This is a genomic window from Paenibacillus sp. MDV22-iso6, from assembly GCF_058408365.1.
Genome location: NZ_JBZVDZ010000018.1, coordinates 1 through 24,095, shown reverse-complemented (window position 1 = coordinate 24,095; position 24,095 = coordinate 1). Strand labels below are relative to the sequence as shown.

The window sequence follows — 24,095 nt, the reverse complement described above, 5'->3', positions numbered from 1 at the left end:
AGTCAGACGCTATGTACGCTCTGGTCAATTTAATCTATATAAACTTTACGGAAAGAAGGTAGAGATTATGGAATTGTGGTTTACGGAGAAACAGACCCCCGCATTCGGAATCACCGCGAAGATTAAACAGACCTATGTAAGCGAAAAGACGGATTTTCAAGATCTGGCTATGGTAGAGACCGAAGAATTCGGCAATATGTTGTTGCTTGACGGCATGGTGATGACAACGGTGAAAGACGAGTTCGTTTATCACGAAATGGCGGCTCACCCTGCGCTGAACACACACCCGAACCCGAAAAAGGTGCTGGTTGTCGGTGGCGGTGACGGCGGAGTTATCCGTGAAGTCATTAAGCATGCTGCTGTAGAAAAAGCAGTTCTCGTCGAAATCGACGGGAAAGTGATTGAATATTCCAAAAAGTATCTGCCTGAAATCGCCGGTAAATTGGACGAGCCTAACGTTGAAGTGCTGGTGAACGACGGCTACATGCATATTATAGAGCATAAAAATGAATACGATGTAATCATCGTTGACTCCACAGAGCCTGTAGGTCCGGCTGCTCCGCTGTTTGAGCGCGGTTTCTACCAAGGTATCTATGAAGCGCTGAGAGAAGACGGGATCTTCGTTGCTCAAACGGACAACCCGTGGTTCAAAGCGGATCTGATCCAAAAGGTAAACAAAGACGTTAAAGAAATCTTCCCGATCGTACATGTGTACGGCTGTAATATCCCTACGTACCCAAGTGGTCTGTGGACTTTTACAATGGGTAGCAAAAAACATAATCCGCTTGAGGTGGACGAGACGCAGATTCCAGAGATGGATACAAAATATTACTCTCCACGTCTGCACAAAGCGGCGTTCGTTCTTCCTAAATTCGTGGAAGACCTTACGAAATAAGGAGGAATAATTAGATGAAATTGGATCAAGCTTATTCAGGTAACGTATTTATTTGCAGTTCAGAGGATTACGAGAACTCCAAAGCAGTCATTTATGGTATGCCGATGGATTACACCGTCAGCTTCCGTCCAGGGTCCCGTTTTGGTCCTTCCCATATCCGTCAGGCGTCGGTTGGACTTGAAGAGTACAGCCCTTACCTTGATAAAAGCATTGTGGATATGACTTACTTTGACGCTGGGGATCTGCTTTTGCCTTTCGGTAACGCAGGACGCAGTCTCGAAGTCATCGGAGAATATATCGGTGGCCTACTGGCTGACGACAAATTCCCGATTGGTCTCGGCGGGGAACACCTCGTTACTTGGCCTGTCATTCAGCAAATGTACAAAAAATATCCGGACCTTATCCTGATCCATATTGATGCACATGCCGACCTTCGTGAAAACTATGAAGGCGAGCCATTGTCTCACTCAACGCCAGTGCGTAAAGCAGCTGAACTGATGGGTGGCAAAAATATTTATCAGTTCGGAATTCGTTCCGGTTCCCGGGAAGAGTTCCAATTCGGACGGGAGAACATCAACTTCTATCCGTTTGAAGTGGCAGCTCCGATGAAGGAAGCTCTTCCGAAAATGGGTAACCGTCCGGTGTACGTTACAATCGATATCGATGTGCTTGATCCATCTGCAGCTCCGGGTACAGGAACAGCAGAAGCGGGCGGTATTACGTCCAAGGAATTGCTTGAAGCCATTCACATGATTGCAGGATCAGATGTAAATGTGGTCGGTTGTGACCTGGTTGAAGTGGCTCCTATTTACGATCATACAGAACAGACACAAATTGTGGCTGCGAAGATGATCCGTGAAATGCTGCTTGGATTCGTAAAGTAATCGCAAAATAACAGCGTCCTCTGTCTGCGTCAGGTTGAAGCCTGCGTAGGAGAGGGCGTTTTTTTATGATCTTCTCCTGAACTTATTGAACCTCATTTCTGTATTGTGTTATACTGACAACAACAGTAATCAGTAGTATATTAATTGATATATTGATTGATATATTACATTCGTGAAGTATATGGTGGTTGGTTCGACCATATACTAAAAAAAGAGCCTTCACCGCGCCAACGGTAAAGACTCTTAGGACCCGAAAGGCTGTGGACTGCCACGGCGCGCATGAACTAAATATTGCTATTCAAGCGAAACCCACCGTCAGGCGATCAACCTTATGAGGTGGGTTTTCGCTTGCTACGAAACTTTTTGCGCAACCAACGGTAAAGCTTTCGGATACTCAGCACTAAACTGAGGATCGCAGCAATCCATCGGATTACATCAAGCAACGCCACAAGTTTGATCATCGACGTCACCCCCTTTCCGGAAGCTGCGCCGTGATCAAGAAAACATCCACCTTTATTCAAAGTCCATAACATTGATTATAGCACGTACGTTCCCGTACCTCTACCATTTGTTGTATGTATGATTCCGCCCGCACGTTAAGCGAAAACACGTATTTGGGATGACTCTATCTTAATATTTATGTATAATATGGAAATAGAGGAAAGGAGTTTTTGTTATGCATGCAATCCGGGCTCAATTGAGTATGTATCCCAAATGGTTCATAGCGGTACTTATGATATTTACCATCAATCTTATAATAACAATGACTTTGTTCATTAACTTAACGCTAATACTGGCTAATCTAGCTATGTTATATGTTTCCTTTAGCATCAGAACACTCAAATACAATAAATTGCATTTTGCCCTTTGCCTTGTTTTAAGTATCACTTTTGTGATCATTGCTTTTAAGACATATCCCATTTAAATCAGCTCTTAGTAGAGATTAATGATCAACCACTCATGCCCATGAGATAAAAATTGTGGGCATGAGTGGTTTTTAATTGCAATAATGTTACGCGCGATAAACAAATTGTTACGTTAAATCCTGCAAAATAGGGTAAAAACATAGAAGGAGGTGTCACAATGACAACAAAGAGCAGAATGACATGGAAACGGATTGGCGCACTCGCACTATCAGTAACACTGGCTTGGGGACTGGGACCGGTACATACTCTACCCGGCGCTAACGCTGCATCCTCCCCAACGTGTGGAAGTGGAGATCACGGATTAACGGCTACGTTGAAAAAAGGCAGTGGTGTGGAAGACCAACGACTGCAATTTACGGATATCGATTTTCTGAACAATACAACCGGACGGGCTGGTGGTGAAGGCTTCCTTATTGGCACATCGAATTCTGGCTGCACTTGGCAGTCCATCTATACAGGCCAATGGCAGTTCACACAACTTGATTTCCCGAATAATGTGAATGGATTTGCTTTGGCACAGGTAAAGGACTCTCCAACGACATATCTCATCCGCTCAACGGATGGCGGTGCGCACTGGACACGGATGGATACTAAAGGTATACAGTTTAAACGAATTGATTTCCTCAATAAAAACGAAGGCTTTGGATATACCTATAATGGAGCTTATTTGACGAAGGATGGCGGTGCAACATGGAGCCCGATCTCCACACTAGCCAATACACGCGGAGCTGTGTTCACGACACAGAAGCAAGGTTATGCCATTGTAGTGGCTCCTGGTTCAGGATACCATATCATGCAGACAAGTAACGGCGGCAAGAACTGGACGCAATCGCTGAAGGTAGCCTCAGCAACTTGGAGCGGTGGAGATTTATACGCAAGTGGTAACCAGGTATGGGCCCTTCTGTATGGGGACGCAGGAATGTCTCAGCAGTCGTATTCTCTCTACGCGAGTGGAAATGAGGGCAAGAATTGGAGACAGGTCTTTGCTCAATCCACAGCAGGTGGTGGCCCGGCTCCAGGTGTAAACAGCACAGGGAATGGAAAAGGCCCCGCAGACCCAGGGGGTCACCCAGGGAACATGGCGTTGATCGGTAATCAGACGGCCTATCTCTCCGCAGGATCACCTGCGGCGGGCAAAGTGGGGATTGGACGTTCATATGATGCAGGTTCCACGTGGAAAAATATCGACCTGAAAGATCCAGGTTATAGCTCCCGCATTTCGTTTCCTTCTGCCAAAACAGGTTGGCTCGTCGTAACAAGCGACAATTCTCCTGCGATTTATGAGACGACAGATGGTGGAACAACATGGAAGCAAAAAATGTTATTGCCCGCTGTAAACGAGTAAATGACGTTATGCCATGGAATAATTTTAAGGCGATTTCAATCTAAAATGGTATAAATCTCAACTAATTTGGCCTGATGAGGCCAGCCCAAACAAACAAGTCTTTTCCGGACAAATGAAACCGGAAAGGGCTTGTTTTTGCTTGAATAAAAACGGTTGAATCCTGTTTAGAAACACGTTATTGTAAGCGGTAACAATACTTTTGAGGAGGTTGAAATAATGGTTGATGTTATTCTAAAGGCGGATTCAGAACAAGGATTAATAAATCGCAATATATACGGTCATTTCTCAGAGCATCTGGGACGCTGTATCTATGAAGGCATTTGGGTGGGAGAGGACTCTCCTATCCCCAATACGGAAGGCATCCGAAATGATGTGCTTACTGCACTGCAAAAACTCCATATTCCCGTACTTCGTTGGCCTGGAGGTTGTTTTGCCGACGAATATCACTGGAAAGATGGCATAGGTCCAAAAAGTGAGCGCGCCCGGATGATCAATACGCACTGGGGCGGGGTAGAAGAGAACAATCATTTCGGCACGCATGAATTCCTGAGACTATGTGAGTTACTTGATACGCAGCCATATATCAGCGGCAATCTGGGCAGCGGTACGGTGCAGGAGATGCAGGAATGGGTGGAGTACATCACGTTTGATGGGGAATCACCGATGGCGAACTGGCGGAAGAGCAATGGCCGTGAAGAGCCATGGAAGCTGAAATACTTTGGTGTGGGGAACGAGAACTGGGGTTGTGGCGGTAATATGCGTCCGGAATACTACGCAGATGAGTACCGTCGTTATGCTACATATGTACGCAATTATTCCGGGAATGAAATTTATAAAATTGCCTGCGGTCCCAATGACAACAACTATCACTGGATGGAGGTGTTAATGCGGGAGGCCGGTCGTTTTATGGATGGAATCAGCCTGCATTATTATACCATTCCAACAGGTGAGTGGGCAGATAAAGGTCAGGCTACAGGTTTCGGAGAAGCTGAGTGGTTCACTACATTGAAAAAGACGCTATATATGGAAGAGTTACTTTTGAAGCACTCCGAGATTATGGATAAATATGATCCTGAGGGCAGAGTCGGTATTATCGTGGATGAGTGGGGAACGTGGTATAACGTTGAGCCGGGTACTAATCCTGGGTTCCTGTATCAACAAAATACGATGCGTGATGCTGTACTTGCAGGGATCAATCTGAATATTTTCAACCAACATAATAAAAGAGTGCATATGGCCAATCTGGCCCAGATCGTTAATGTTCTCCAGGCGTTGGTCTTGACAGAAGGAGAGAAGATGCTGCTTACGCCTACATATCATGTGTTTGATATGTATCAGGTGCACATGGACGCGCAGCGGTTGGAACTGAATTACGAGAGCCCTGGATATACTTTCGGGGAAGAGACCATCCCTCAACTTAGTTTGTCAGCTTCTCGTAGCAATGATGGCGTTATTCATGTGACGGCGTGTAACCTTAGTCATACGGATGAGCTTGAAGTGGTTTGTCAGATTGAATCAACGAACGCTTCTGCTGTATCGGGACGAATTCTGCATCACGCAGATTATAGTGCGTTCAACACATTTGAACAGCCGAATCAGGTTCAACCTGCGGACTGGAAGGGTATTACACTCGAAAATAACAAACTGCGTTTTGTACTGCCTCCGGCCTCGGTTGGAGTGGTCGCTATAAAGGCTTGATCAGATGGATTCATCCGTGCAGAGTAGAAGTGCTGGGAAACGGGAGCCATGCAAGGGATGTAACGATCAATATGATGTGAAAATTAGTGAAGCCAAGATGGCCCGGCTCGTGGAGCTGGCCTCACGCTCACGTCCGGTCGTCGATGATGCTGAATATGAGCGGCGTTTATCCATCTGCTCTGATTGTCCAGGATTACAATACGGTACGACCTGCCGCTATTGTGGCTGTCTCGTACAGGTGCGCGCCAAGCTGGTAGAGTCGACCTGTCCATTTCCATATGAGCCGCGATGGACCTGATCCAGAATGTATTTCTTTATTAATGAAGCAAGGCAGAGCTGCACTTTACAGGTGTGGCTCTGCTTTTTTTGGCGTTGATGGGCAAAAACTCTGAATTTGGATTTGAATTGAGCGGGTGAACTGGATATAGTTATACAGTAGAGTGTAGGATAGCGAGCTATCCGGGAATATGAGCGCGTATAGCGGCACAACAATACAGGAAGGGCTGTTCTCACCGGCCGTGCCTGATTTTGCGTCGCCTCGAATATAATGGAGGTTAACATTCATGTCGAACATGCGACCGGTTCAGATCCGGCTGCACAGCCGTTATGAAGGTGAAGATGTACTGCAGGAAATGCAGGGTGAAGCCGTATTGAAGGGATCTGTGCTCTATGTTCGTTATGAAGAGCCACAGGCTGGCCCCGAGGGCGGTATTACCCGAACAACATTGAAGCTGGGCGGACAATCCATCAAGATTATACGTCACGGCGAGGTGGAATCGGAGCAAACATTTGAGTTAAACCGCAAGCTCCCTGGTTTTTACCGCTCGCCGTATATGTCGTTTGCCTTGTCCACGCATACACAGGAGCTGGAACTTTCCATTCAGGGATTGAGCGCACGCGCAGCGTGGAGCTACGACTTTTACCGCTTTGACGAAGAATCCGGACATTTCGCGATTAGTTTGCATATACAGGAGGAACCAATTTCATGACACGTAATCCATTAGATACGATTAACGAACGGGTAAGTACAGCCATTGGCAATGCCATTGTTGCTGCTGGCATTGTTACGCAGGAGGATCTGCCGACCATCACCCTTGAAGTACCACGCGAGAAAACACACGGCGATTTGGCAACCAATGCCGCTATGCAACTGACCAAGATTGCCAAGCGTAATCCACGCCAGATCGCAGAAGAGATTATTGCCAATCTCAACCTGGCTGAAGCTGGAATTGAGAAGGCTGAGATTGCCGGACCGGGATTCATTAACTTTAAGTTGGACAAGAGTTATCTCTACCCTGTGCTGGGGCTTGTACATGAGCAGGGTGAGAATTATGGAAGAATCAATGTTGGTGAAGGGCGCAAGGTCGAGATGGAGTTTGTCAGTGCCAACCCGACAGGCAGTCTGCATCTGGGCCATGCGCGTGGGGCGGCTGTGGGTGATGCGCTTTGCAACATCCTCGACTATGCCGGATATGATGTAACACGTGAATACTACATTAATGACGCGGGTAATCAGGTATTTAATCTGTCTCGTTCCATTGAAGCTCGCTATTTGCAGGAACTGGGCCAAGACGCAGAGATGCCGGAAGATGGTTATCATGGTGAGGATATCAAAGGATTCGCCAAGGAGCTAGTGGCTGAGAAAGGCGATTCTTTGCTGTCCATGCATCCAGGTGACCGTGCAGCTTATTTCCGCGACTTCGGTTTGGAAAAAGAATTGGACAAGATCAAACGTGACTTGAATCGCTTCCGTGTCAATTTCGACATCTGGTTCAGCGAAACTTCGCTGTATGATAACGGAGAAGTGTTGCGTGTGCTTGACGAATTGCGTGATCGTAATGAAATCTATGAGCAAGACGGAGCAACTTGGTTGAAAACCATGCAGTATGGTGACGATAAAGAGCGTGTTTTGATTAAAAATGACGGCACGTACACGTACCTTACGCCGGACATTGCTTATCACCGTGATAAATATGCGCGTGGATACGACACGATGATTAACATCTGGGGAGCGGACCACCACGGTTATATTCCACGGATGAAAGCGGCCATGCAAGCACTGGGCAACGATCCTGAGAAATTGGTCGTGCTGATTGCACAGATGGTGAGCTTGTTCCAGAATGGCGAGAAAGTGAAGATGTCCAAGCGTACAGGCAAGGCGGTAACGATGGAAGATCTGATGGACGAAGTAGGCATTGATGCCATTCGTTACTTCTTTACCATGCGCAGCATGGACTCTCATCTGGACTTCGACATGGACCTTGCGATTTCGACGTCCAATGAAAACCCTGTATTCTATGTTCAATACGCTCACGCTCGGGTATGCAGCGTATACCGTCAGGCAGAAGAACAAGGCATTGAGCTGTTGCCATTGGCACAGATCGACCTTTCGAAGCTGACCACGGAACATGAATATGACCTTCTTCGCAAAATGGGTGAACTGCCTGAAGAAATCGCGACTGCTGCTACGGGATATGCGCCGCATCGCATTGTTCGTTATGTATATGAACTGGCATCCCTGTTCCACAGTTACTATCGTGCAGAGCGCGTCATTACTGAAGACGCGGGACAAACTCAGGCGCGTCTGGCCCTGATCGGTGCTGTACGCACCGTCATCGCAACAGCGCTTCGTCTGGTGGGCGTATCCGCACCGGACAAAATGTAATTCAAGCCCTGGCGGTGCACAACCGCCCTATGGTTTTAGCAAAAAGTCTCCATGCACCACGCTTGCAATGCAGCGTGGACATGGAGACTTTTTGCTGTGCCCGCGGCCGAGTTCATACGGCCCCGAGGCACCCAGAGCCAGCGCTGCCTGCCGCCGTGGGCAACCACCCTGAAGCATCACACCGCGCAGCAGTGCTGCGCTTAGCGATGCTTCACGGAACGGCTCCCTGCGGCAGGCGGCGCACCTTACCCTCCACCCTCCTGCATTAGCTTGAGGGCGTCAATCTCGCCACCGCGTATTTTGCTCTTCGCGGTGGTTGTCTTGCGTGCGCGCAGCGGAACGGTCGCGCGCTTCACGAGCGTTTTGATCTCGGCTGGCGACAGGCCTGGATGCTTCGCAAGCAAGAGCGCTATGGCGCCACTGACGTGCGATGTCGCCATGGAGGTACCGCTCATCTCATGGTGCTTGCCTTGCACCCAGGATGAAACAATTTTGTCCCCTGGCGCATATACATCAACGTATGCACCTCGGTTACTAAACGAGGCGATCCGCCGGTTTTTGTCGGTTGCCCCAACCGATATCGTTTGCGGATAACGTGCCGGATAATCAATGCTGCGGCGTTTGCCGTCATTTCCTGATGAAGCAACAATGACAATTCCGGCTTGATGGGCACGGTTCACGACATCAAGCAATGCTTTGCTACGCGTTTTCATGCCAAAGCTCATATTGATAATATCGACCCGATTGCGTACACACCAATCGATGCCAAGCACAATGTCTGACACGAAGGCCGAACCATTATGGTCGAATGCCTTCACCGGATAGATCAGGGAGCGAGGGGCTACGCCAATCATACCTGCCGTACTGTTAGCTGCGGCAATGGTTCCGGCAATATGGGTGCCATGACCGTTATCATCATGAGGAAGCAGACTGCGGTTTAACAGATTGATTCCGCGTGCCAGCGAATAGCGAAGATCCGGGTGTTGATAATCGGCACCTGTGTCGATCACGCCGATTTTGACTCGATGTCCCGTGGATACGGACCATACTTTGGGAGCGTGAATCTGTTTGACGCCCCAAGGTATGCCCTGAGCACTGCTCGGTTTACTGTGAAGCGCGGTGGCATGCAGTGAGATGGATACATCTTCTTCTACCGTAATCTCATTGCTGTAGCGAGATAATTCTTCTGGGTCATGCACCGGGGCGATAATGGAGCGGGCCAGCCGGGAGGAGCGTACCATACCAAGATCCGTAAATTCATTCCTCATCCGCGACAGTTCCACGAGGCAGGCTTCATATTGCTTCGGTTTGGCGAACCGGATCAGGTACCGCCGCCCCTGTTCTGGTTCGGGACGTTGCATTCCTTCAACCAATTGATGTAGAAAACCAGTATAGTCCATAATGGGCAGCCCCCTTCGGGATGAACATGCTGAGGTATTCTATGAATTCATTGATCCCGCCGCATGGGGAACCTGCCCTTTTTTTACAAAAACACATTCTCTTCGTGTCAAAACGGGCGCAGGGACATATGATGGATGGAGGGCTAGAGGGCTCTCGCCGGGACCCTGGTGAGGAGCGATCCTTCAAGGGTATACAGTCAGAAGGCGGAGGGGACTCCGTCTTTTTTATATGATCATGCTTTTTTTGCAAAAAGGACGATATGCCCGCGAGTTAGCGGTCTCTTACGGGTCTATACATTGCTCGTTTGAAGTTGCTTCTTGGAATTATGAGACATCCATACATAAAAACTTGCTTTTTGAGGCTAAATAGGTTTTACTTAGGTTTGTTAATGGATATGTTATATGTAACATTCCAGTTCGTAGGGATATAAAGTGAATTTTGTGTGAGAGGAAGTGTCTGTCAGTGAGTACCTCGCTCAATTTGAAAATTGATAAAGAAAAGGTCAGAGAGATTCCTTTGGTGGACCTCGCCTTTATGGTGCTGAAAGCGGCCAATACGCCGTATTACTACCGTGATTTGATGAATGAGGTAGCTAAACAGCGCGGAATGACTGATGAAGAAATCAACGAGTTTATCGCCCAGTTATATACCGAGATTAATATCGATGGCCGTTTTGCTTGCGTCGGTACAAGTCTGTGGGGCTTGAAGCGCTGGTATCCGGTAGCTGGATCGGAAGATACCATGACGGGTGCGAAGCGTCCGCGCATCATCAACGATGAAGACGATGATCTGGAAGATGAGGACTTCGGGGAAGAGGAAGACAGCTACAACAGCGACGAAGACTTCGACAATTCTGATGATGATCAGGACGAAGATGATGATGACGATGATGATGACGAAGACGACATCTTTGACGAAGAAGATGGCGATTTGGAAGAGGAAGACCTCGAAGAAGACGATGAAGAAGAGTCCGAAGACGAGGGTGAATTTGACGACGATTCCGATAAGTAGCAGTCATTTTTGACATCGATAGTTTACCCGTTTTCCCCGCATAGTCAGCCTTGACAGCAGACGGGGTAACGGGTAAACTATTGCATGGGCTTATGAATGAGCGACAAAATATTTATGTTTTTTATAAAAAGTGCCCCGTCCTGCGGGAGTACTTTTTTTGTATTTTTAGAGGCAGAATTTTGCAAAATGATTTGAATTCCGCATGCTCCCGGCCAACAATCCGTGGTCTATTTTTGTATATCCAAAACACCAAATGGATCGATGCAATGATATCTATTTAGGGACAGGCTCGGTAGTTGGCTCCCGGAAGGTTTGCACCATTCTACGCTGTAGAACAACGTTGTTTACACACGGTCTTCGCATGAAAGAGCAGTTCGCAGATGCAGGGAATTTCTGCCATTGCTCTTTTTAACGATGATTACCTGGGAAACGGGTTACGATAATACCATATATCGCCTGAATTTCTGTACTTATATTAGGAGGGTAATAACAGTGACAAAGTATATTTTCGTGACGGGCGGAGTTGTGTCCTCCCTGGGCAAAGGGATAACGGCTGCCTCGCTGGGCAGATTGCTGAAAAACAGAGGGTTGAAGGTAACTATTCAAAAATTTGATCCATACATCAATATCGACCCGGGAACAATGAGTCCTTATCAGCATGGTGAGGTTTTTGTAACGGATGATGGCGCGGAAACGGATCTTGACCTTGGCCACTATGAACGTTTTATTGACATCAACCTCTCCAAAAACAGCAACGTCACGACTGGTAAAGTATACTCCTCCGTCATCAGCAAAGAGCGGCGCGGGGAATATCTGGGCGGAACGGTACAAGTCATTCCACACATTACGAACGAGATCAAAGAGCGAGTATTCCGCGCAGGACGTGAAGCGGGTTCGGATGTTGTCATTACGGAGATCGGCGGTACGGTAGGTGACATCGAGAGCTTGCCGTTCCTGGAAGCTATTCGTCAAATCAAGAGTGATGTAGGTCGTGACAACGTGATGTACATCCATGTAACACTTATTCCTTACATCAAGGCTGCCGGAGAAGTGAAAACCAAACCAACGCAGCACAGCGTGAAGGAATTGCGCAGCATCGGTATTCAGCCGAATGTCATTGTATGCCGTACAGAGTATGAGCTGTCCAAAGACATGAAAGCCAAAATCGCTCTCTTCTGTGACATTGATGAAAATGCCGTGGTGGAATGCCGTGATGCAGACACATTGTACCAAGTGCCTTTGAACCTGCGTGAAGAAGGTTTGGATGAGATCGTGGTAAACCACCTGAAGCTGACTACTCCTGCACCGGATATGAGCGAGTGGGAAGGGCTGGTTGACCGTATCAATAAGCTGAAGCATACAGTGGAGATTGCCATTGTAGGTAAATATGTGGCATTGCATGATGCTTATTTGAGTGTTGTTGAATCCTTGTCTCATGCAGGATTTGCATCCAATGCAGATGTCAAGATCCGCTGGATTCACTCCGAAGATATCACCGATGAGAATGTGGGCGATCTGCTGCACGGCGTAGGCGGAATCCTCGTTCCAGGCGGATTTGGTGATCGGGGTATTGAAGGTAAAGTATCTGCGATTCGTTATGCCCGTGAGAAACAAATTCCGTTCTTCGGTATTTGCCTGGGTATGCAGGTTTCTGTTATTGAATATGCACGTTCCATCGTTGGTTTGAATGGAGCAAATAGCTCCGAGATCAATCCAGCTACAGAGTTCCCGGTGATCGACCTGTTGCCTGAACAAAAAGACATCGAAAACCTGGGTGGTACAATGCGTCTGGGTCTGTATCCTTGTAAGCTTCAGGAAGGTTCCCTGGCAATGTCTTGTTATGATGATGAATTGGTCTATGAGAGACACCGTCACCGGTACGAGTTCAACAATGAATACCGTGAAGCGATCGAAAAAGCCGGTCTGGTTATCTCGGGTACATCCCCGGATGGACGTCTTGTTGAGATCGTGGAGCTTCCAGGACACCCGTGGTTCCTGGCAGTACAATTCCACCCGGAATTCACTTCCCGTCCGAACCGTCCGCAGCCATTGTTCCGTGAGTTTGTAAAAGCTTCTCTGGAGAGCGCTGGAAAATAAGTGTTGATCATTAAGCTATAAATAAATGGATGTTCTTGGCAGCCGATAAGGGTGCTGGGGACATCCTTTTTTAGTGCATCGAGATGAGCGAAAATGGTTTTTGGCATTTTGGGATGTAAGCAGGATTTCAATGGGTAAGGTAGAATACTTATCATGACGACTATGGGATTGTTATCCAGATTCAGACGTACATGCTTTCCTAATTCTAGGAGGTTACTTAGTGGAAAATAAAAAAGTGTTGATTGTTGATGACCAAAACGGTATTCGAATCCTGTTAATGGAAGTGTTCAGCAGCGAAGGATATAATACGTTCCAAGCGCCTAATGGGAAGATCGCCCTGGAGATAGTAAATAATGACAAACCTGATCTTGTGCTGCTTGATATGAAGATTCCTGGCATGGATGGCCTAGAAATTCTGAAACATATTAAGGAAATTGATCCGGATATCAAAGTCATCATGATGACGGCCTATGGTGAACTGGACATGATCAAAGAAGCTACCGATCTTGGAGCGCTCATGCACTTTACGAAACCGTTTGATATCGATGAAATGCGAGTGGCAGTCAATATGCAGCTTCGAAATGATACTGCAAATAAGTGCAGCTGAATCCTGTAGATACAGGATTTTTTTGCGTGTGAAGCTGTGAGAGTTTACAGGTGGGCATACAGGGTATTTCAGTCAGGCATCCGGGGAATATTGGAAATGGGGACGTCATCATGCTGTGTCTATGAAAACTGTGCTGCAAAGCACAGCATTTTTGCAAATGCTTGTTTAGTATTTGACATGGGATGTGGTATAATAAGCCCGTATGTGATTTCGGCTAAAAACCATAGACACAACCCAACACCCCTAGGAGGATTGAAACCATGCCATTAGTATCTATGACAGACATGTTGAACAAAGCACTCGAAGGAAAATATGCAGTTGGTCAATACAACATCAATAACCTTGAGTGGACTCAAGCGATTCTTGCTGCAGCAGAAGAAGAGAAATCCCCAGTAATCTTGGGCGTATCCGAAGGCGCAGCACGTCACATGAGCGGTTTCTACACAGTAGTTAAAATAGTAGAAGGACTCATTCACGACATGAAAATCACCGTTCCAGTTGCTATTCACTTGGATCACGGTTCCAGCTTTGATAAGTGTAAAGAAGCGATCGATGCTGGATTTACATCCGTAATGATCGACGGTTCCCACCACTCCATCGATGAAAATATCGAAATGACTAAAAAAGTTGTTGAATATGCACACGCTAAAGGCGTTTCTGTAGAAGCCGAAGTAGGTACTGTTGGTGGACAAGAAGACGACGTTATCGGTGGTATCATGTACGCTGATCTGAACGAGTGTGTACGTATCGTTAAAGAAACAGGTATCGACACATTGGCTCCAGCTCTTGGTTCCGTACACGGTCCTTACCATGGCGAGCCTAACTTGGGCTTCAAAGAAATGGAAGAAGTTCGCGATGCAGTTAACGTTCCACTGGTACTGCATGGTGGTACAGGTATCCCTAAACATGATATCGACAAAGCCATTTCCCTGGGAACTTCCAAAATCAACGTGAACACTGAGAACCAAATTTCGTTCTCCAAAGTGGTTCGCGAAGTGCTTGCAGCTAAACCAGATGCTTACGATCCACGTACATTCATCGTACCAGGCCGTGATGCAATCAAAGAAACCGTTAAAGGTAAAATTCGCGAGTTTGGTTCCAACAACAAAGCGTAATTTGTCTTTACCAGTTCCATACTGTGTAAGTGGAAAGAACACCGCCTAGCCGGTGTCTTTCCATTTTCACGCCTTATTTCTACATCGAAAGCCAACAGCACGTATTGCCGTTAACCGGCTGCAAAACACGTAGGGGGACATTAAGCTTTATGGAAAAATTGATGATTAGTGGCGGACGTCCGTTACAGGGAACTGTAACTATAAGCGGCGCCAAGAACAGCGCCATCGCGCTTATTCCTGCAGCATTGCTTGCCGAGTCAGAAGTCGTGCTGGACAACCTGCCGCTTTTGAGTGACGTGGCGGTTTATGCAGAAATTTTGGAGGAACTCGGGGCTCGTGTACATTGGGAAGGCAGTCAGATGAAGATCGATCCTTCCGACATTAAATCCATTCCTATGCCGAATGGTCCCGTGAAGAAGCTCCGTGCTTCGTATTATATGATGGGAGCATTGCTTGGGCGTTTTAAAGAAGCAACAATTGGTTTACCCGGGGGCTGCAACTTTGAGCCTCGTCCGATTGATCAACATATCAAAGGGTTTGAAGCGCTTGGCGCAACGGTAACAAACGAACACGGCTCCATTCATTTGCATGCCAAAGAGCTACGCGGAGCAAAGATTTATCTTGATGTAAGCAGTGTAGGTGCAACCATTAACATCATGCTGGCGGCTACTCGTGCCAAAGGCTCTACAATTATCGAAAACGCGGCTAAAGAGCCTGAGATTATAGATGTAGCAACACTTTTGAATTCAATGGGTGCCAGCATCAAGGGTGCCGGTACCGAAACGATCCGTATTGAAGGTGTGTCGGAGCTTAAGGGTTGCCGTCATTCCATCATTCCGGACCGTATACAAGCAGGCACGTATATGATCGCTGCGGCTGCAACGCGTGGCGACGTTCTGATTGACAATGTCATTCCCAAACATCTGGAGGCTTTGACGGCAAAGTTACTGGAGATGGGCGTTGGTATTGAGGAGCTGGATGAAAGTATTCGTGTCATTGGCAAACCGAGCTACAATCATGTAGACGTTAAGGCGCTCGTATATCCCGGTTTTCCGACGGATTTGCAGTCCCCGATGACCAGTGTGTTGACACAGGCAACGGGTGTGAGTGTCCTGAGTGACTTTGTATATAGCAATCGATTCAAGCACGTTCCTGAGTTGGTACGCATGGGTGCAAAAATCCGTGTGGAAGGGCGGTCAGCTATTATTGAAGGCAGTGCATTGAATGCGGCCAAGGTAAAAGCATCCGATCTTCGCGCTGGTGCAGCGCTGGTGATCGCAGGTCTCACCGTCAGTGAAGGTGTGACCGAAGTGACAGGCGTGGAGTTTATCGATCGCGGGTACGATCATCTAGTAACCAATCTACGTCTGCTAGGTGCAGATGTGTGGCGAGAAACCGATTAATTCTGTATTGTATGACGAGTTTTACGGTATTAAAGTGATTATTTTGACAGAACTGCATATCCTTTCAGTAATTGGGTAAACCTGTTTTAATAGAGTTCTCAGTCTCTCCGGGATAAGACGAAATGTTCCTGTTTCCTTTACCGGAGGGTCTTTTTTTGAGTCAGACTTCATATGGCTTTAAGAACATCATTTCCTTTTCCCCAAACCCCGGTTTTGTTTGAACTGCGCTCCATAGCCGGTCTGCCCGGATCGAACGCCTCATGTATTCGTGTTCACTCACTAGCGGATCTTGCCGAAAGCTGGCCATCCCGCCCGGAAACTTACACTCAAAGACAAGTATTTGCATTATAACGGTTACATTCCGTACAATGGACAGAAGAGAAATGCAGAACGATGCTGCTCTTATAGCCGGAACATCAAGCGAAACTATCCATTTCACGGACTTATTAATTGAATAGGTGGTTATTATATGGATCTACAAATTTCCGATTTGGAAGAAATGAAACTAACGGACCTCTACAAACTGGCCAAAAAATATCAAATTCCCTACTACGGCACTTTAAAAAAGAAAGAATTGATCTTCGCTATATTACGTGCACAAGCTGAACAGAGTGGATTGATGTTCATGCAGGGTGTGCTCGAAATTCTACCTGAAGGCTACGGATTCCTTCGTCCGATCAATTACCTGCCAAGTACGGAAGACATCTACATCTCAGCCTCACAGATTCGCAAGTTTGACCTAAGAACAGGTGACCTCGTATCAGGTAAGTGTAGAACACCTAAAGAAAACGAGCGATACTTCGGTTTGCTGCAAGTCAACGCTGTAAATGGTGAGAATCCATCAGCGGCTGCGGAAAGACTTCACTTCCCGGCATTAACCCCATTGTACCCGCAGAAGAAACTGGTTCTCGAAACATCCCCCAGCCATTTGTCCACACGCATTATGGATGTACTCGCCCCGGTAGGACTGGGACAGCGCGGATTGATCGTAGCACCTCCCAAAGCGGGTAAAACACTTCTCCTCAAAGAAATCGCCAACAGCATCTCAACCAACAACCCAGAAATTGAACTATTTGTCCTGTTGATTGATGAACGTCCGGAAGAAGTTACGGATATGTCGCGTTCGGTTAAAGGGGAAGTTGTAGCTTCTACGTTCGATGAGCTGCCAGAAAACCATATCAAAGTTGCGGAATTGGTGCTGGAACGTGCGCTCCGTCTGGTTGAAGCAAAAAAAGATGTCGTTATTTTGCTGGATAGCATTACGCGTCTTGCTCGTGCATACAACCTGGTCATCCCACCGTCCGGACGGACACTTAGTGGCGGTATTGACCCGGCAGCATTCCATCGTCCGAAACGTTTCTTCGGTTCTGCTCGGAATGTAGAAGAGGGTGGAAGTCTGACGATCCTGGCTACAGCTTTGATTGATACGGGCTCACGTATGGATGATATCATTTATGAAGAATTTAAAGGTACGGGCAATATGGAGCTTCATCTGGATCGCAAGCTGGCAGAGCGTCGTATCTTCCCGGCTATCGACATTCGTCGTTCCGGTACACGTCGCGAAGAAGTGTTGCTGAGCAAGGAAGAACTTGATACAATCTGGGCGATTCGTAAAAACATGAACGATTCCCACGACTTTGTCGAAGGTTTCTTGAAGAAACTGCGTAATAGCAAAACGAATGCTGAGTTCCTAGCGGCATTTGATACAGCTGGCAGCAGTCAGACCAGCAACTCCGGAACGACTACGACTCGACGTTCGCCAAGACAGACTGCGGCGTCCGGTACAACTACCTAGCATTACGTCGTTGATTTAACTCAATTTTTGCAGCGCTGCTGTTGATTAACAATATACTCGTCGTTTGGCTTTAACCCATTAGATGTGAGGAGAACATCATGTATTTAGTATACGCAGATGAAAATGGTAATGTATTTGATCACCCTTCCCTGTACGGGCTGGCCCGCAGTGGAGATATGATCGTCGAAATTATGGAGGATGAGCTGATTCCTTTGCCGGAAGGTGCAACGCTGGTTGGACTGCCGAGTACACGTCCGATTGGTATGGACCCGGATACTGGCGAAATGCTGCCAATGCCTAGTGATACACAGGCGGTTGGGGCTTTGCTTCCGCAAGGATTCACTCGGTTGTGTCTGCCGGGGTATGTAAAAACGGATAAGGAGTACAAACTGCCTTTGTTCGGTTACTCGGCTGTTGTTTGGAAAGATGGTCAGTTTTACGTCACTGCCCGGATGTCGGATCATCCGGATAAATGGAACCCACTGAACTGTGATCGGGATGACGTACGTGCGGGTGTTAAACGTTTAACGAAGCAATATCCCGAAAATCGTCTCTATACCCATTTGTCCAATTGTGCGCTCGGGTATGAATGTCTGACTTCTTCCAATACCTTCCTGAATCGTTGGGAAGGCGGAGTTCCAGTATCCTATTCCTGCAACGCAGGCTGTTTCGGATGTATTTCCGAGCAACCGGATGACAGTGGCTTCGTTTCCCCGCAGACCCGGATGAATTTCCGTCCGCGTGTAGACGAAATCGTTGAAGTAATGCTGGAGCACTTGAAAACGCCGGAATCGATTATCAGCTTTGGTCAAGGTTGTGAAGGGGAGCCTTCCACACAGGCCAAATTGATTATTGAAGCTATTCGCGAAGTGCGTTCCATTACTGACATGGGATATATCAACATTAACACCAATGCCGGTTTGAATGATCACATGAGAGGTATTGTTGATGCTGGGCTTGATCTAATGCGTGTAAGTACAATCAGCGCACTGGATGACCACTATAATGCATACTACAAACCTCGTGGATATACACTGGCCAATGTAGAAAAATCGATGAAATACGCTGCTTCCCAGGGTGTATATACGTCGATCAACTATTTGATCTTCCCGGGGGTAACGGATCGTGAGGAAGAGATTGAAGCGATGATTGAGTTTGCTCGCAGAACCGATTTGCGTCTTATTCAAATGCGTAATCTTAATATAGACCCTGAGAGCTATCTGGAATTGATTCCTCCAGCTCAAGGTGATATTTTGGGCATGAAGCAAATGATGGAGATCTTTGAGGAAGAGCTGCCTGATGTCGTTATCGGCTCATACACGCACGTTCCCCCAGCTGGAATGGCGCGTCCGAAACGTCTGATCACCTCATGACAATAATGGATTGCAACCGGCATTAGGCCGTGTTATAATCTTCGATGTTGTGCCATTTACTCTGGGTCCGCTTGAGGCTCAGGGCGGAAAGAGGTGAAAGGTAATGAAAGCAGCAATTCATCCTAAATACACGATTGGTCAAGTATCTTGCGCTTGCGGGAATACTTTTGAGACTGGTTCGGTTAAAGACGGACTTCGTGTAGAGATTTGCTCCGCGTGCCACCCGTTCTTCACAGGTAAACAGAAGTTTATCGATGCTGGCGGCCGTGTTGATCGTTTCAAGAAAAAATACGGAATCTAATTCAGCAATTCCCTGGGAATTGTCTGACTATTACATCCAAATCACCTCTGCCGTTCCGGCAGGGGTTTTTATATGTTTTTATGTGATTGTATTGCTGCTCTTTTCGCTCTGGTTGCAATTTAGACAACCTTAAGTTATACTATTTCTTACCGTGCTAGATGGGGAGGTAGCGGTGCCCTGTAACTCGCAATCCGCTACAGCGAGGTTGAATTCCTGCTAGAGGTTTTGTCGATGTGAGGTTTGGTCCCTTAACGTGGTGTTGACGGTTGGGTCCTCCGCAATGAGTACTCATGAACCTGGTCAGGTCCGGAAGGAAGCAGCCATAAGTGAGATCACTCTTGTGCCGGAGGGTCGCCTAGCCCGAGCTGTTGTTAAGGGGTGCCGCTTGGATCGCAAATATCGATAGCAGGTGCACGGCTTACCATTTAAATGTAGAGACCTTTGCAGTTGTATGTATGCAGAGGTCTTTTTGATATGTCTAAAAAAACCATGCATGATGAGTCAGATAAAGTTTGGATTCACCCCGGAATATAGTATAATGGGGGAACGACAAAGGACTCGAATGCGAAGTGGAAGGAAGGTAACGCATCATGGAGCATATCGCGTTATACCGGGCTTGGCGTCCCCAGTCGTTTCAAGATATGGTGGGACAACAGCATATTATTCAGACCTTGCAGAACGCGATTCGTGAACAGCGGACTTCCCATGCCTACTTGTTTAGCGGGCCCAGAGGAACAGGGAAGACGAGTGCCGCCAAGATTTTGGCCAAAGCTGTAAACTGCGAGCGCGGGCCTGCGCCTGAGCCTTGTAACGAATGTGAAGCTTGCCGCAGGATTACGACTGGCGCTGTGATGGATGTGCAGGAAATTGATGCCGCATCCAACCGTGGCGTTGAAGAAATCCGCGATCTTCGGGAAAAGGTGAAATACGCCCCGACTGAAGTCCGGCAGAAAGTGTATATTATTGACGAAGTGCACATGCTGACGACAGAGGCATTCAATGCGCTACTCAAAACATTGGAAGAGCCTCCGCCACATGTGATGTTTATTTTGGCAACAACAGAACCCCATCGTCTTCCGGCAACGATTATTTCTCGCTGTCAGCGATTTGATTTTCGCCGGGTGTCCCTGGAAGAACAGACAGCACGACTTACGCTGATCTGTGAACAGGAAGGCATGGAAGCTGATCAGGACGCACTCCAGTATATTGCTCGTCTGTCTGACGGAGGGATGAGGGACGCACTCAGTGTCCTGGATCAGATCTCCTCCTATACAGATGGAAGGGTAACCTATCAGCAAGTTATGGATATGACCGGAGGCATTCCTTCCGAACAGTTTGCAAAGTTGGCTGCTTCTCTGCTCAAAGGCGACGTAGGTCATATTTTGCAAATGATCGAAGGGTTCATGCATGAAGGTAAGAGTGCGGACAAGTGCATGGAAAATTTGCTTTATTATTTCCGTGATTTGCTTATGATTAAGATGGTGCCGGATGCAGATAAACTGACGGATCGGGTGCTTAATCCCGAGTCGTTCCGTGATATGGCGGAATCATTCACCAAGGAACAGCTGTTCCAGATGATTGATACTCTTAACCGGTACCAGAGTGAGATGAAATATGCAGTACAGCCGCAGACGCTGTTTGAAGTAGCTCTCCTTAAACTGTGCAGTATTCCTGCTCAAGGGGCATCATCGGGTCAGATGGAGGGTTCGGCCGGCGCTGCTCCTGCTGCATCCGCGCCAGCGGATGGCGGGGAGATCAACCGACTGAAGCAACAGCTTGCTGAACTGGAGAAAAAGCTGGATCGCGCGCTTAAGGGCGGTTTGTCTGGTGGGGAGGCTGCATCAAGTGCTCCTTCACGCCCGGCAACACGAGCTCCGGTGTCGAGAGGCAATTCACCAGCGAAGCTGCCTGCACAGCTTGATCAGTACGTTGCACGTAAGGGATCTCCTGAGTTTGCGGAGGTTAGCAAGAAGTGGGGGCAGATCCTGCAGCGCGTAAAAGAAGAGAAAGTAACCGTTCACGCCTGGTTTATGGATGGTGAACCGGTATCGCTGCTGGAAGACAATGTTCTGGTGGCGTTTAAGAACAACATCCACCGTGAAACTACGGAGAAGCAGGCTAATCGCGAAGTGATTGAACGGGTGCTGTCTGAACAGCTTGGACGTTCAGCGCGTCTTGTGACGATGATGCTCAAAGATTGGACTGGAGCGATGGAAGGGGCTACTGAAACGCCAAAGGAGGACTTTAAGCTTGAACCTGAGCATGAAGACGGCGGTTCAGGCAACAAGCAGCCTTGGATTGATGAAGCTATCCAGCTCTTTGGTGAGGACCTTGTAGTGATCAAAGAATAGATATACATGCGCCTGGCGCGATAACTATAACAAAGGAGATGAATATCATGAACAACATGAACCAAATGATGAAACAAGTGAAGAAAATGCAGGAGCAAATGCTGAAGGCACAGGAGGAACTGGCGGACAAAACAGTCCAAGGTACTTCTGGTGGCGGTGTTGTAACTGCTGAAGTTAACGGACATAAGAAATTGCTGGCTATCACTATCAAGCCAGAAGCGGTTGATCCAGAGGATGTAGAAATGCTGCAGGATCTGGTTATGACAGCAGTCAATGACGCAATGACTAAAGCTGATGAAATTGCGAACCAGGATATGGGTAAATTCACAGGCGGTATGAAAATTCCGGGATTATTTTAATTTAAATTGATCCTATCAAAGGAGACGCAATCGATTGTATTATCCCGAACCGATAGCGAAGCTGATTGACGCCTTCACCCGTTTGCCGGGTGTTGGCCCCAAGACTGCGGCGCGACTAGCTTTTCATGTGCTTAAAATGAAGGAAGATGACGTTATTGACTTTGCCAAAGCACTCGTCAGTGTGAAGCGGAATCTTCATTACTGTTCGGTGTGCTGTAATATTACGGATACTGACCCGTGTCGGATCTGTCAGGACAAATCCAGGGATGTCTCGGTAATCTGTGTAGTTCAGGATTCCAAGGATTTGGTGGCTATGGAGCGTACCAAGGAATTTGACGGATACTATCATGTGCTGCAAGGCGCAATCTCTCCTATGGAGGGAATAGGTCCGGATGATATCCGTCTGAAGGAACTTTTGACCCGTTTAAGCGATGAGCGAGTTAAAGAACTGATTCTGGCTACAAATCCGAATATCGAAGGTGAGGCCACGGCGATGTATATTTCCCGTCTGGTCCGTCCGTTTGAGATCTCGGTGACTCGGATTGCCCATGGATTGCCTGTTGGGGGCGACCTGGAGTATGCGGATGAAGTGACTCTTTCCAAGGCGCTGGAAGGGCGCAGGGAGATGAAATAGCAGTGCGTGTTTCTTAATGAGAGCATGCGCCTGTAATGATTGATTTCCTAAAAGAAAAGAATAGATAAGTTTGGATTACTTAGAGAGCCCTTTAGGCTCTCTTTTTTTGTTTTAATACTCTTTTTAACGTTGCCTAAATGTGAAGTCTCTCATTTCTACTGATGTATGGTTATTAATCCATAGAATGTCGTTGAGATTAAAATAACGATTCATTAATTTATTTAGCTCAGTTCTAAGTTTGTCCTTTCCCTGATATGTATGAGAATATGCTGTGCTGATCAGGAAGGGGATGGCTTATGTTTACATGGCGAAATGTAGGGAGATCGGTGGAGAAGCGCGAAAGAATGCTAAAGGAGATGGAAGAGGACCAGATTTATTCAGATATACAGAAAGCTAAGGCAGAGTGGGAACGGGCTGTTAGACAGTTTGAAGAGGCACAGGGGCAGGATGAGATCGATTATGCGATCTATGTGCTGGAGGCCGCGGAGCGAAAATATCAGATTCATTTGAAGCGCGCTAAACGTGTAGGGATTAATAAGGCAGTTATAGGTGATCGAGGAGTGAGCATGTAGGCGGAGGTGTGACATTCAATTATGGAGGTGTTGAGAGTATGAAGAGTCTTATATTAGGCAGTGTGCTTGTTGTGTCGTTACTAGGGTTGATAATCATCTTGTTTAGAAAACGGATTGGGTTATCATTTTTTACATCATTCGGTATTCATCTGGTGCTGGCTGCGGTAGGGATATATGTAGTTAACTATTCAGGGTGGATCACCGGAACTTACATTCCATTGAACCCTGCTACAATAGGTACTGTGAGCATTTTAGGGTTGCCGGGTGTTGGTTTATTATTGGGTTTGAAAATTTCTTTGTTTGGGTAGTTGACTCCTTCGATATTTATATGGTACATTATATCTCGTTGCTTTGCTTGCTTGGTTAAATGCTTTTGACGAAATGAACCAGTTCAATAAGAACTCGAAAAAAGAATTTCAAAAAAAGCTTGACTGAAACAAACGAAGTATGATATATTATAAAAGTCGCCGCTGAGAGAAAACGGTGACGAAAAAGCAAGAAAATTATCAAGTTTGATCTTTGAAAACTGAACAACGAGTGAGTAAACATTCTGCTTGCAGAATGAACGCGAAAGTTCGAGACAAGCCTTGGCTTGAATCGGCTGGAGCATAAATGAGATTTTTAATCTCGTCAGTTTCAAAATGAGCTTATCGCTCTTTTCAA

22 protein-coding genes and 1 other RNA gene are annotated in these 24,095 nt (G+C 47.0%); 21 read left to right on the top strand and 2 right to left on the bottom strand.

Translation table 11 applies throughout. The features are described from left to right. Positions 1-67 precede the first annotated feature (67 nt). The 7 genes from speE (at position 68) to argS (ending at position 8,413) form a co-directional block, all read left to right on the top strand. Complete coding sequence (gene speE / locus AC4PM4_RS30190; protein ID WP_064641349.1) at positions 68-895, top strand: polyamine aminopropyltransferase; 828 nt, start codon at positions 68-70, stop codon at positions 893-895. A gap of 14 nt (positions 896-909) precedes the next feature. Next, positions 910-1,779 carry an agmatinase gene (speB, locus tag AC4PM4_RS30185; protein ID WP_063567641.1) on the top strand — a complete coding sequence of 290 codons (870 nt, stop codon included), beginning with the start codon at positions 910-912 and terminating at the stop codon, positions 1,777-1,779. 1,083 nt (positions 1,780-2,862) lie between these two features. Further along, positions 2,863-4,050, top strand: a complete 1,188-nt coding sequence (locus AC4PM4_RS30180) for a WD40/YVTN/BNR-like repeat-containing protein (protein ID WP_491615249.1) — start codon at positions 2,863-2,865, stop codon at positions 4,048-4,050. A 216-nt stretch (positions 4,051-4,266) separates the two neighbouring features. Further along, positions 4,267-5,748, top strand: a complete 1,482-nt coding sequence (locus tag AC4PM4_RS30175) for an alpha-N-arabinofuranosidase (protein WP_491615248.1) — start codon at positions 4,267-4,269, stop codon at positions 5,746-5,748. Between the two features lie 4 nt (positions 5,749-5,752). Next, on the top strand, positions 5,753-6,046 hold the full coding sequence (locus AC4PM4_RS30170) for a DUF6171 family protein (RefSeq protein WP_090812009.1): 294 nt from the start codon (positions 5,753-5,755) through the stop codon (positions 6,044-6,046). Between the two features lie 265 nt (positions 6,047-6,311). Further along, positions 6,312-6,737, top strand: a complete 426-nt coding sequence (locus tag AC4PM4_RS30165) for a YwiB family protein (RefSeq protein WP_063567645.1) — start codon at positions 6,312-6,314, stop codon at positions 6,735-6,737. Continuing rightward, positions 6,734-8,413 (top strand): arginine--tRNA ligase, encoded by a 1,680-nt coding sequence (gene argS / locus AC4PM4_RS30160; RefSeq protein ID WP_063567646.1) that lies wholly within the window; start codon positions 6,734-6,736, stop codon positions 8,411-8,413. The genes AC4PM4_RS30165 and argS overlap by 4 nt, the downstream gene beginning before the upstream one ends. A gap of 245 nt (positions 8,414-8,658) precedes the next feature. Here the strand turns inward: argS and AC4PM4_RS30155 are convergent, their stop codons facing one another. Continuing rightward, positions 8,659-9,813 carry a S8 family peptidase gene (locus AC4PM4_RS30155; protein ID WP_491615246.1) on the bottom strand — a complete coding sequence of 385 codons (1,155 nt, stop codon included), beginning with the start codon at positions 9,811-9,813 and terminating at the stop codon, positions 8,659-8,661. Between the two features lie 463 nt (positions 9,814-10,276). Between AC4PM4_RS30155 and rpoE the strand changes: the two genes are divergently transcribed. The 14 genes from rpoE (at position 10,277) to AC4PM4_RS30085 (ending at position 23,740) form a co-directional block, all read left to right on the top strand. Further along, positions 10,277-10,825, top strand: coding sequence for a DNA-directed RNA polymerase subunit delta (gene rpoE / locus AC4PM4_RS30150; protein WP_491615245.1), 549 nt, complete (start codon positions 10,277-10,279; stop codon positions 10,823-10,825). 492 nt (positions 10,826-11,317) lie between these two features. Continuing rightward, positions 11,318-12,922, top strand: coding sequence for a CTP synthase (gene pyrG, locus AC4PM4_RS30145; RefSeq protein ID WP_063567651.1), 1,605 nt, complete (start codon positions 11,318-11,320; stop codon positions 12,920-12,922). A 220-nt stretch (positions 12,923-13,142) separates the two neighbouring features. Next, complete coding sequence (locus tag AC4PM4_RS30140) at positions 13,143-13,529, top strand: response regulator (protein WP_024628781.1); 387 nt, start codon at positions 13,143-13,145, stop codon at positions 13,527-13,529. Positions 13,530-13,789: 260 nt separating this feature from the next. After that, complete coding sequence (gene fba / locus AC4PM4_RS30135; protein WP_063567652.1) at positions 13,790-14,644, top strand: class II fructose-1,6-bisphosphate aldolase; 855 nt, start codon at positions 13,790-13,792, stop codon at positions 14,642-14,644. 149 nt (positions 14,645-14,793) lie between these two features. Then, positions 14,794-16,047, top strand: a complete 1,254-nt coding sequence (gene murA, locus AC4PM4_RS30130; RefSeq protein WP_063567653.1) for a UDP-N-acetylglucosamine 1-carboxyvinyltransferase — start codon at positions 14,794-14,796, stop codon at positions 16,045-16,047. Between the two features lie 469 nt (positions 16,048-16,516). Beyond that, complete coding sequence (gene rho / locus AC4PM4_RS30125) at positions 16,517-17,842, top strand: transcription termination factor Rho (protein WP_063567654.1); 1,326 nt, start codon at positions 16,517-16,519, stop codon at positions 17,840-17,842. 98 nt (positions 17,843-17,940) lie between these two features. Then, on the top strand, positions 17,941-19,215 hold the full coding sequence (locus AC4PM4_RS30120) for a radical SAM family protein (protein ID WP_491615243.1): 1,275 nt from the start codon (positions 17,941-17,943) through the stop codon (positions 19,213-19,215). Positions 19,216-19,318: 103 nt separating this feature from the next. Beyond that, the gene (rpmE, locus tag AC4PM4_RS30115; protein ID WP_024628775.1) at positions 19,319-19,516 is read left to right on the top strand and encodes a 50S ribosomal protein L31; all 198 of its coding nucleotides are present in this window, start codon (positions 19,319-19,321) and stop codon (positions 19,514-19,516) included. A gap of 149 nt (positions 19,517-19,665) precedes the next feature. Then, an RNA gene (ffs, locus tag AC4PM4_RS30110) (signal recognition particle sRNA large type) lies at positions 19,666-19,933 on the top strand. A 173-nt stretch (positions 19,934-20,106) separates the two neighbouring features. Further along, the gene (dnaX, locus tag AC4PM4_RS30105; protein ID WP_491615242.1) at positions 20,107-21,867 is read left to right on the top strand and encodes a DNA polymerase III subunit gamma/tau; all 1,761 of its coding nucleotides are present in this window, start codon (positions 20,107-20,109) and stop codon (positions 21,865-21,867) included. Positions 21,868-21,914: 47 nt separating this feature from the next. Next, positions 21,915-22,226: a YbaB/EbfC family nucleoid-associated protein gene (locus tag AC4PM4_RS30100; RefSeq protein ID WP_024628773.1), complete on the top strand. Its 312-nt coding sequence runs from the start codon at positions 21,915-21,917 to the stop codon at positions 22,224-22,226. Between the two features lie 34 nt (positions 22,227-22,260). After that, positions 22,261-22,860, top strand: a complete 600-nt coding sequence (recR, locus tag AC4PM4_RS30095) for a recombination mediator RecR (protein WP_063567657.1) — start codon at positions 22,261-22,263, stop codon at positions 22,858-22,860. Positions 22,861-23,204: 344 nt separating this feature from the next. Next, entirely contained in the window at positions 23,205-23,432 is a 228-nt protein-coding gene (locus tag AC4PM4_RS30090; RefSeq protein ID WP_079697741.1) for a DUF2508 family protein, read from the top strand. A 38-nt stretch (positions 23,433-23,470) separates the two neighbouring features. Then, the gene (locus AC4PM4_RS30085) at positions 23,471-23,740 is read left to right on the top strand and encodes a pro-sigmaK processing inhibitor BofA family protein (RefSeq protein WP_063567659.1); all 270 of its coding nucleotides are present in this window, start codon (positions 23,471-23,473) and stop codon (positions 23,738-23,740) included. A gap of 83 nt (positions 23,741-23,823) precedes the next feature. Here AC4PM4_RS30085 and AC4PM4_RS30080 read toward each other — a convergent pair. Beyond that, positions 23,824-24,095, bottom strand: a 272-nt coding sequence (locus tag AC4PM4_RS30080; protein WP_491615241.1) for a hypothetical protein, incomplete at its 5' end; no start/stop codon positions are given.

What these genes read in the sequence shown, in the direction of transcription:
- speE (WP_064641349.1), top strand. Translation starts at nt 68, where the DNA reads ATGGAATTGTGGTTTACGGAGAAACAGACCCCCGCATTCGGAATCACC.
- speB (WP_063567641.1), top strand. Translation starts at nt 910, where the DNA reads ATGAAATTGGATCAAGCTTATTCAGGTAACGTATTTATTTGCAGTTCA.
- AC4PM4_RS30180 (WP_491615249.1), top strand. Translation starts at nt 2,863, where the DNA reads ATGACAACAAAGAGCAGAATGACATGGAAACGGATTGGCGCACTCGCA.
- AC4PM4_RS30175 (WP_491615248.1), top strand. Translation starts at nt 4,267, where the DNA reads ATGGTTGATGTTATTCTAAAGGCGGATTCAGAACAAGGATTAATAAAT.
- AC4PM4_RS30170 (WP_090812009.1), top strand. Translation starts at nt 5,753, where the DNA reads ATGGATTCATCCGTGCAGAGTAGAAGTGCTGGGAAACGGGAGCCATGC.
- AC4PM4_RS30165 (WP_063567645.1), top strand. Translation starts at nt 6,312, where the DNA reads ATGTCGAACATGCGACCGGTTCAGATCCGGCTGCACAGCCGTTATGAA.
- argS (WP_063567646.1), top strand. Translation starts at nt 6,734, where the DNA reads ATGACACGTAATCCATTAGATACGATTAACGAACGGGTAAGTACAGCC.
- AC4PM4_RS30155 (WP_491615246.1), bottom strand. Translation starts at nt 9,813, where the DNA reads ATGGACTATACTGGTTTTCTACATCAATTGGTTGAAGGAATGCAACGT.
- fba (WP_063567652.1), top strand. Translation starts at nt 13,790, where the DNA reads ATGCCATTAGTATCTATGACAGACATGTTGAACAAAGCACTCGAAGGA.
- murA (WP_063567653.1), top strand. Translation starts at nt 14,794, where the DNA reads ATGGAAAAATTGATGATTAGTGGCGGACGTCCGTTACAGGGAACTGTA.
- rho (WP_063567654.1), top strand. Translation starts at nt 16,517, where the DNA reads ATGGATCTACAAATTTCCGATTTGGAAGAAATGAAACTAACGGACCTC.
- AC4PM4_RS30120 (WP_491615243.1), top strand. Translation starts at nt 17,941, where the DNA reads ATGTATTTAGTATACGCAGATGAAAATGGTAATGTATTTGATCACCCT.
- rpmE (WP_024628775.1), top strand. Translation starts at nt 19,319, where the DNA reads ATGAAAGCAGCAATTCATCCTAAATACACGATTGGTCAAGTATCTTGC.
- dnaX (WP_491615242.1), top strand. Translation starts at nt 20,107, where the DNA reads ATGGAGCATATCGCGTTATACCGGGCTTGGCGTCCCCAGTCGTTTCAA.
- AC4PM4_RS30100 (WP_024628773.1), top strand. Translation starts at nt 21,915, where the DNA reads ATGAACAACATGAACCAAATGATGAAACAAGTGAAGAAAATGCAGGAG.
- AC4PM4_RS30090 (WP_079697741.1), top strand. Translation starts at nt 23,205, where the DNA reads ATGCTAAAGGAGATGGAAGAGGACCAGATTTATTCAGATATACAGAAA.
- AC4PM4_RS30085 (WP_063567659.1), top strand. Translation starts at nt 23,471, where the DNA reads ATGAAGAGTCTTATATTAGGCAGTGTGCTTGTTGTGTCGTTACTAGGG.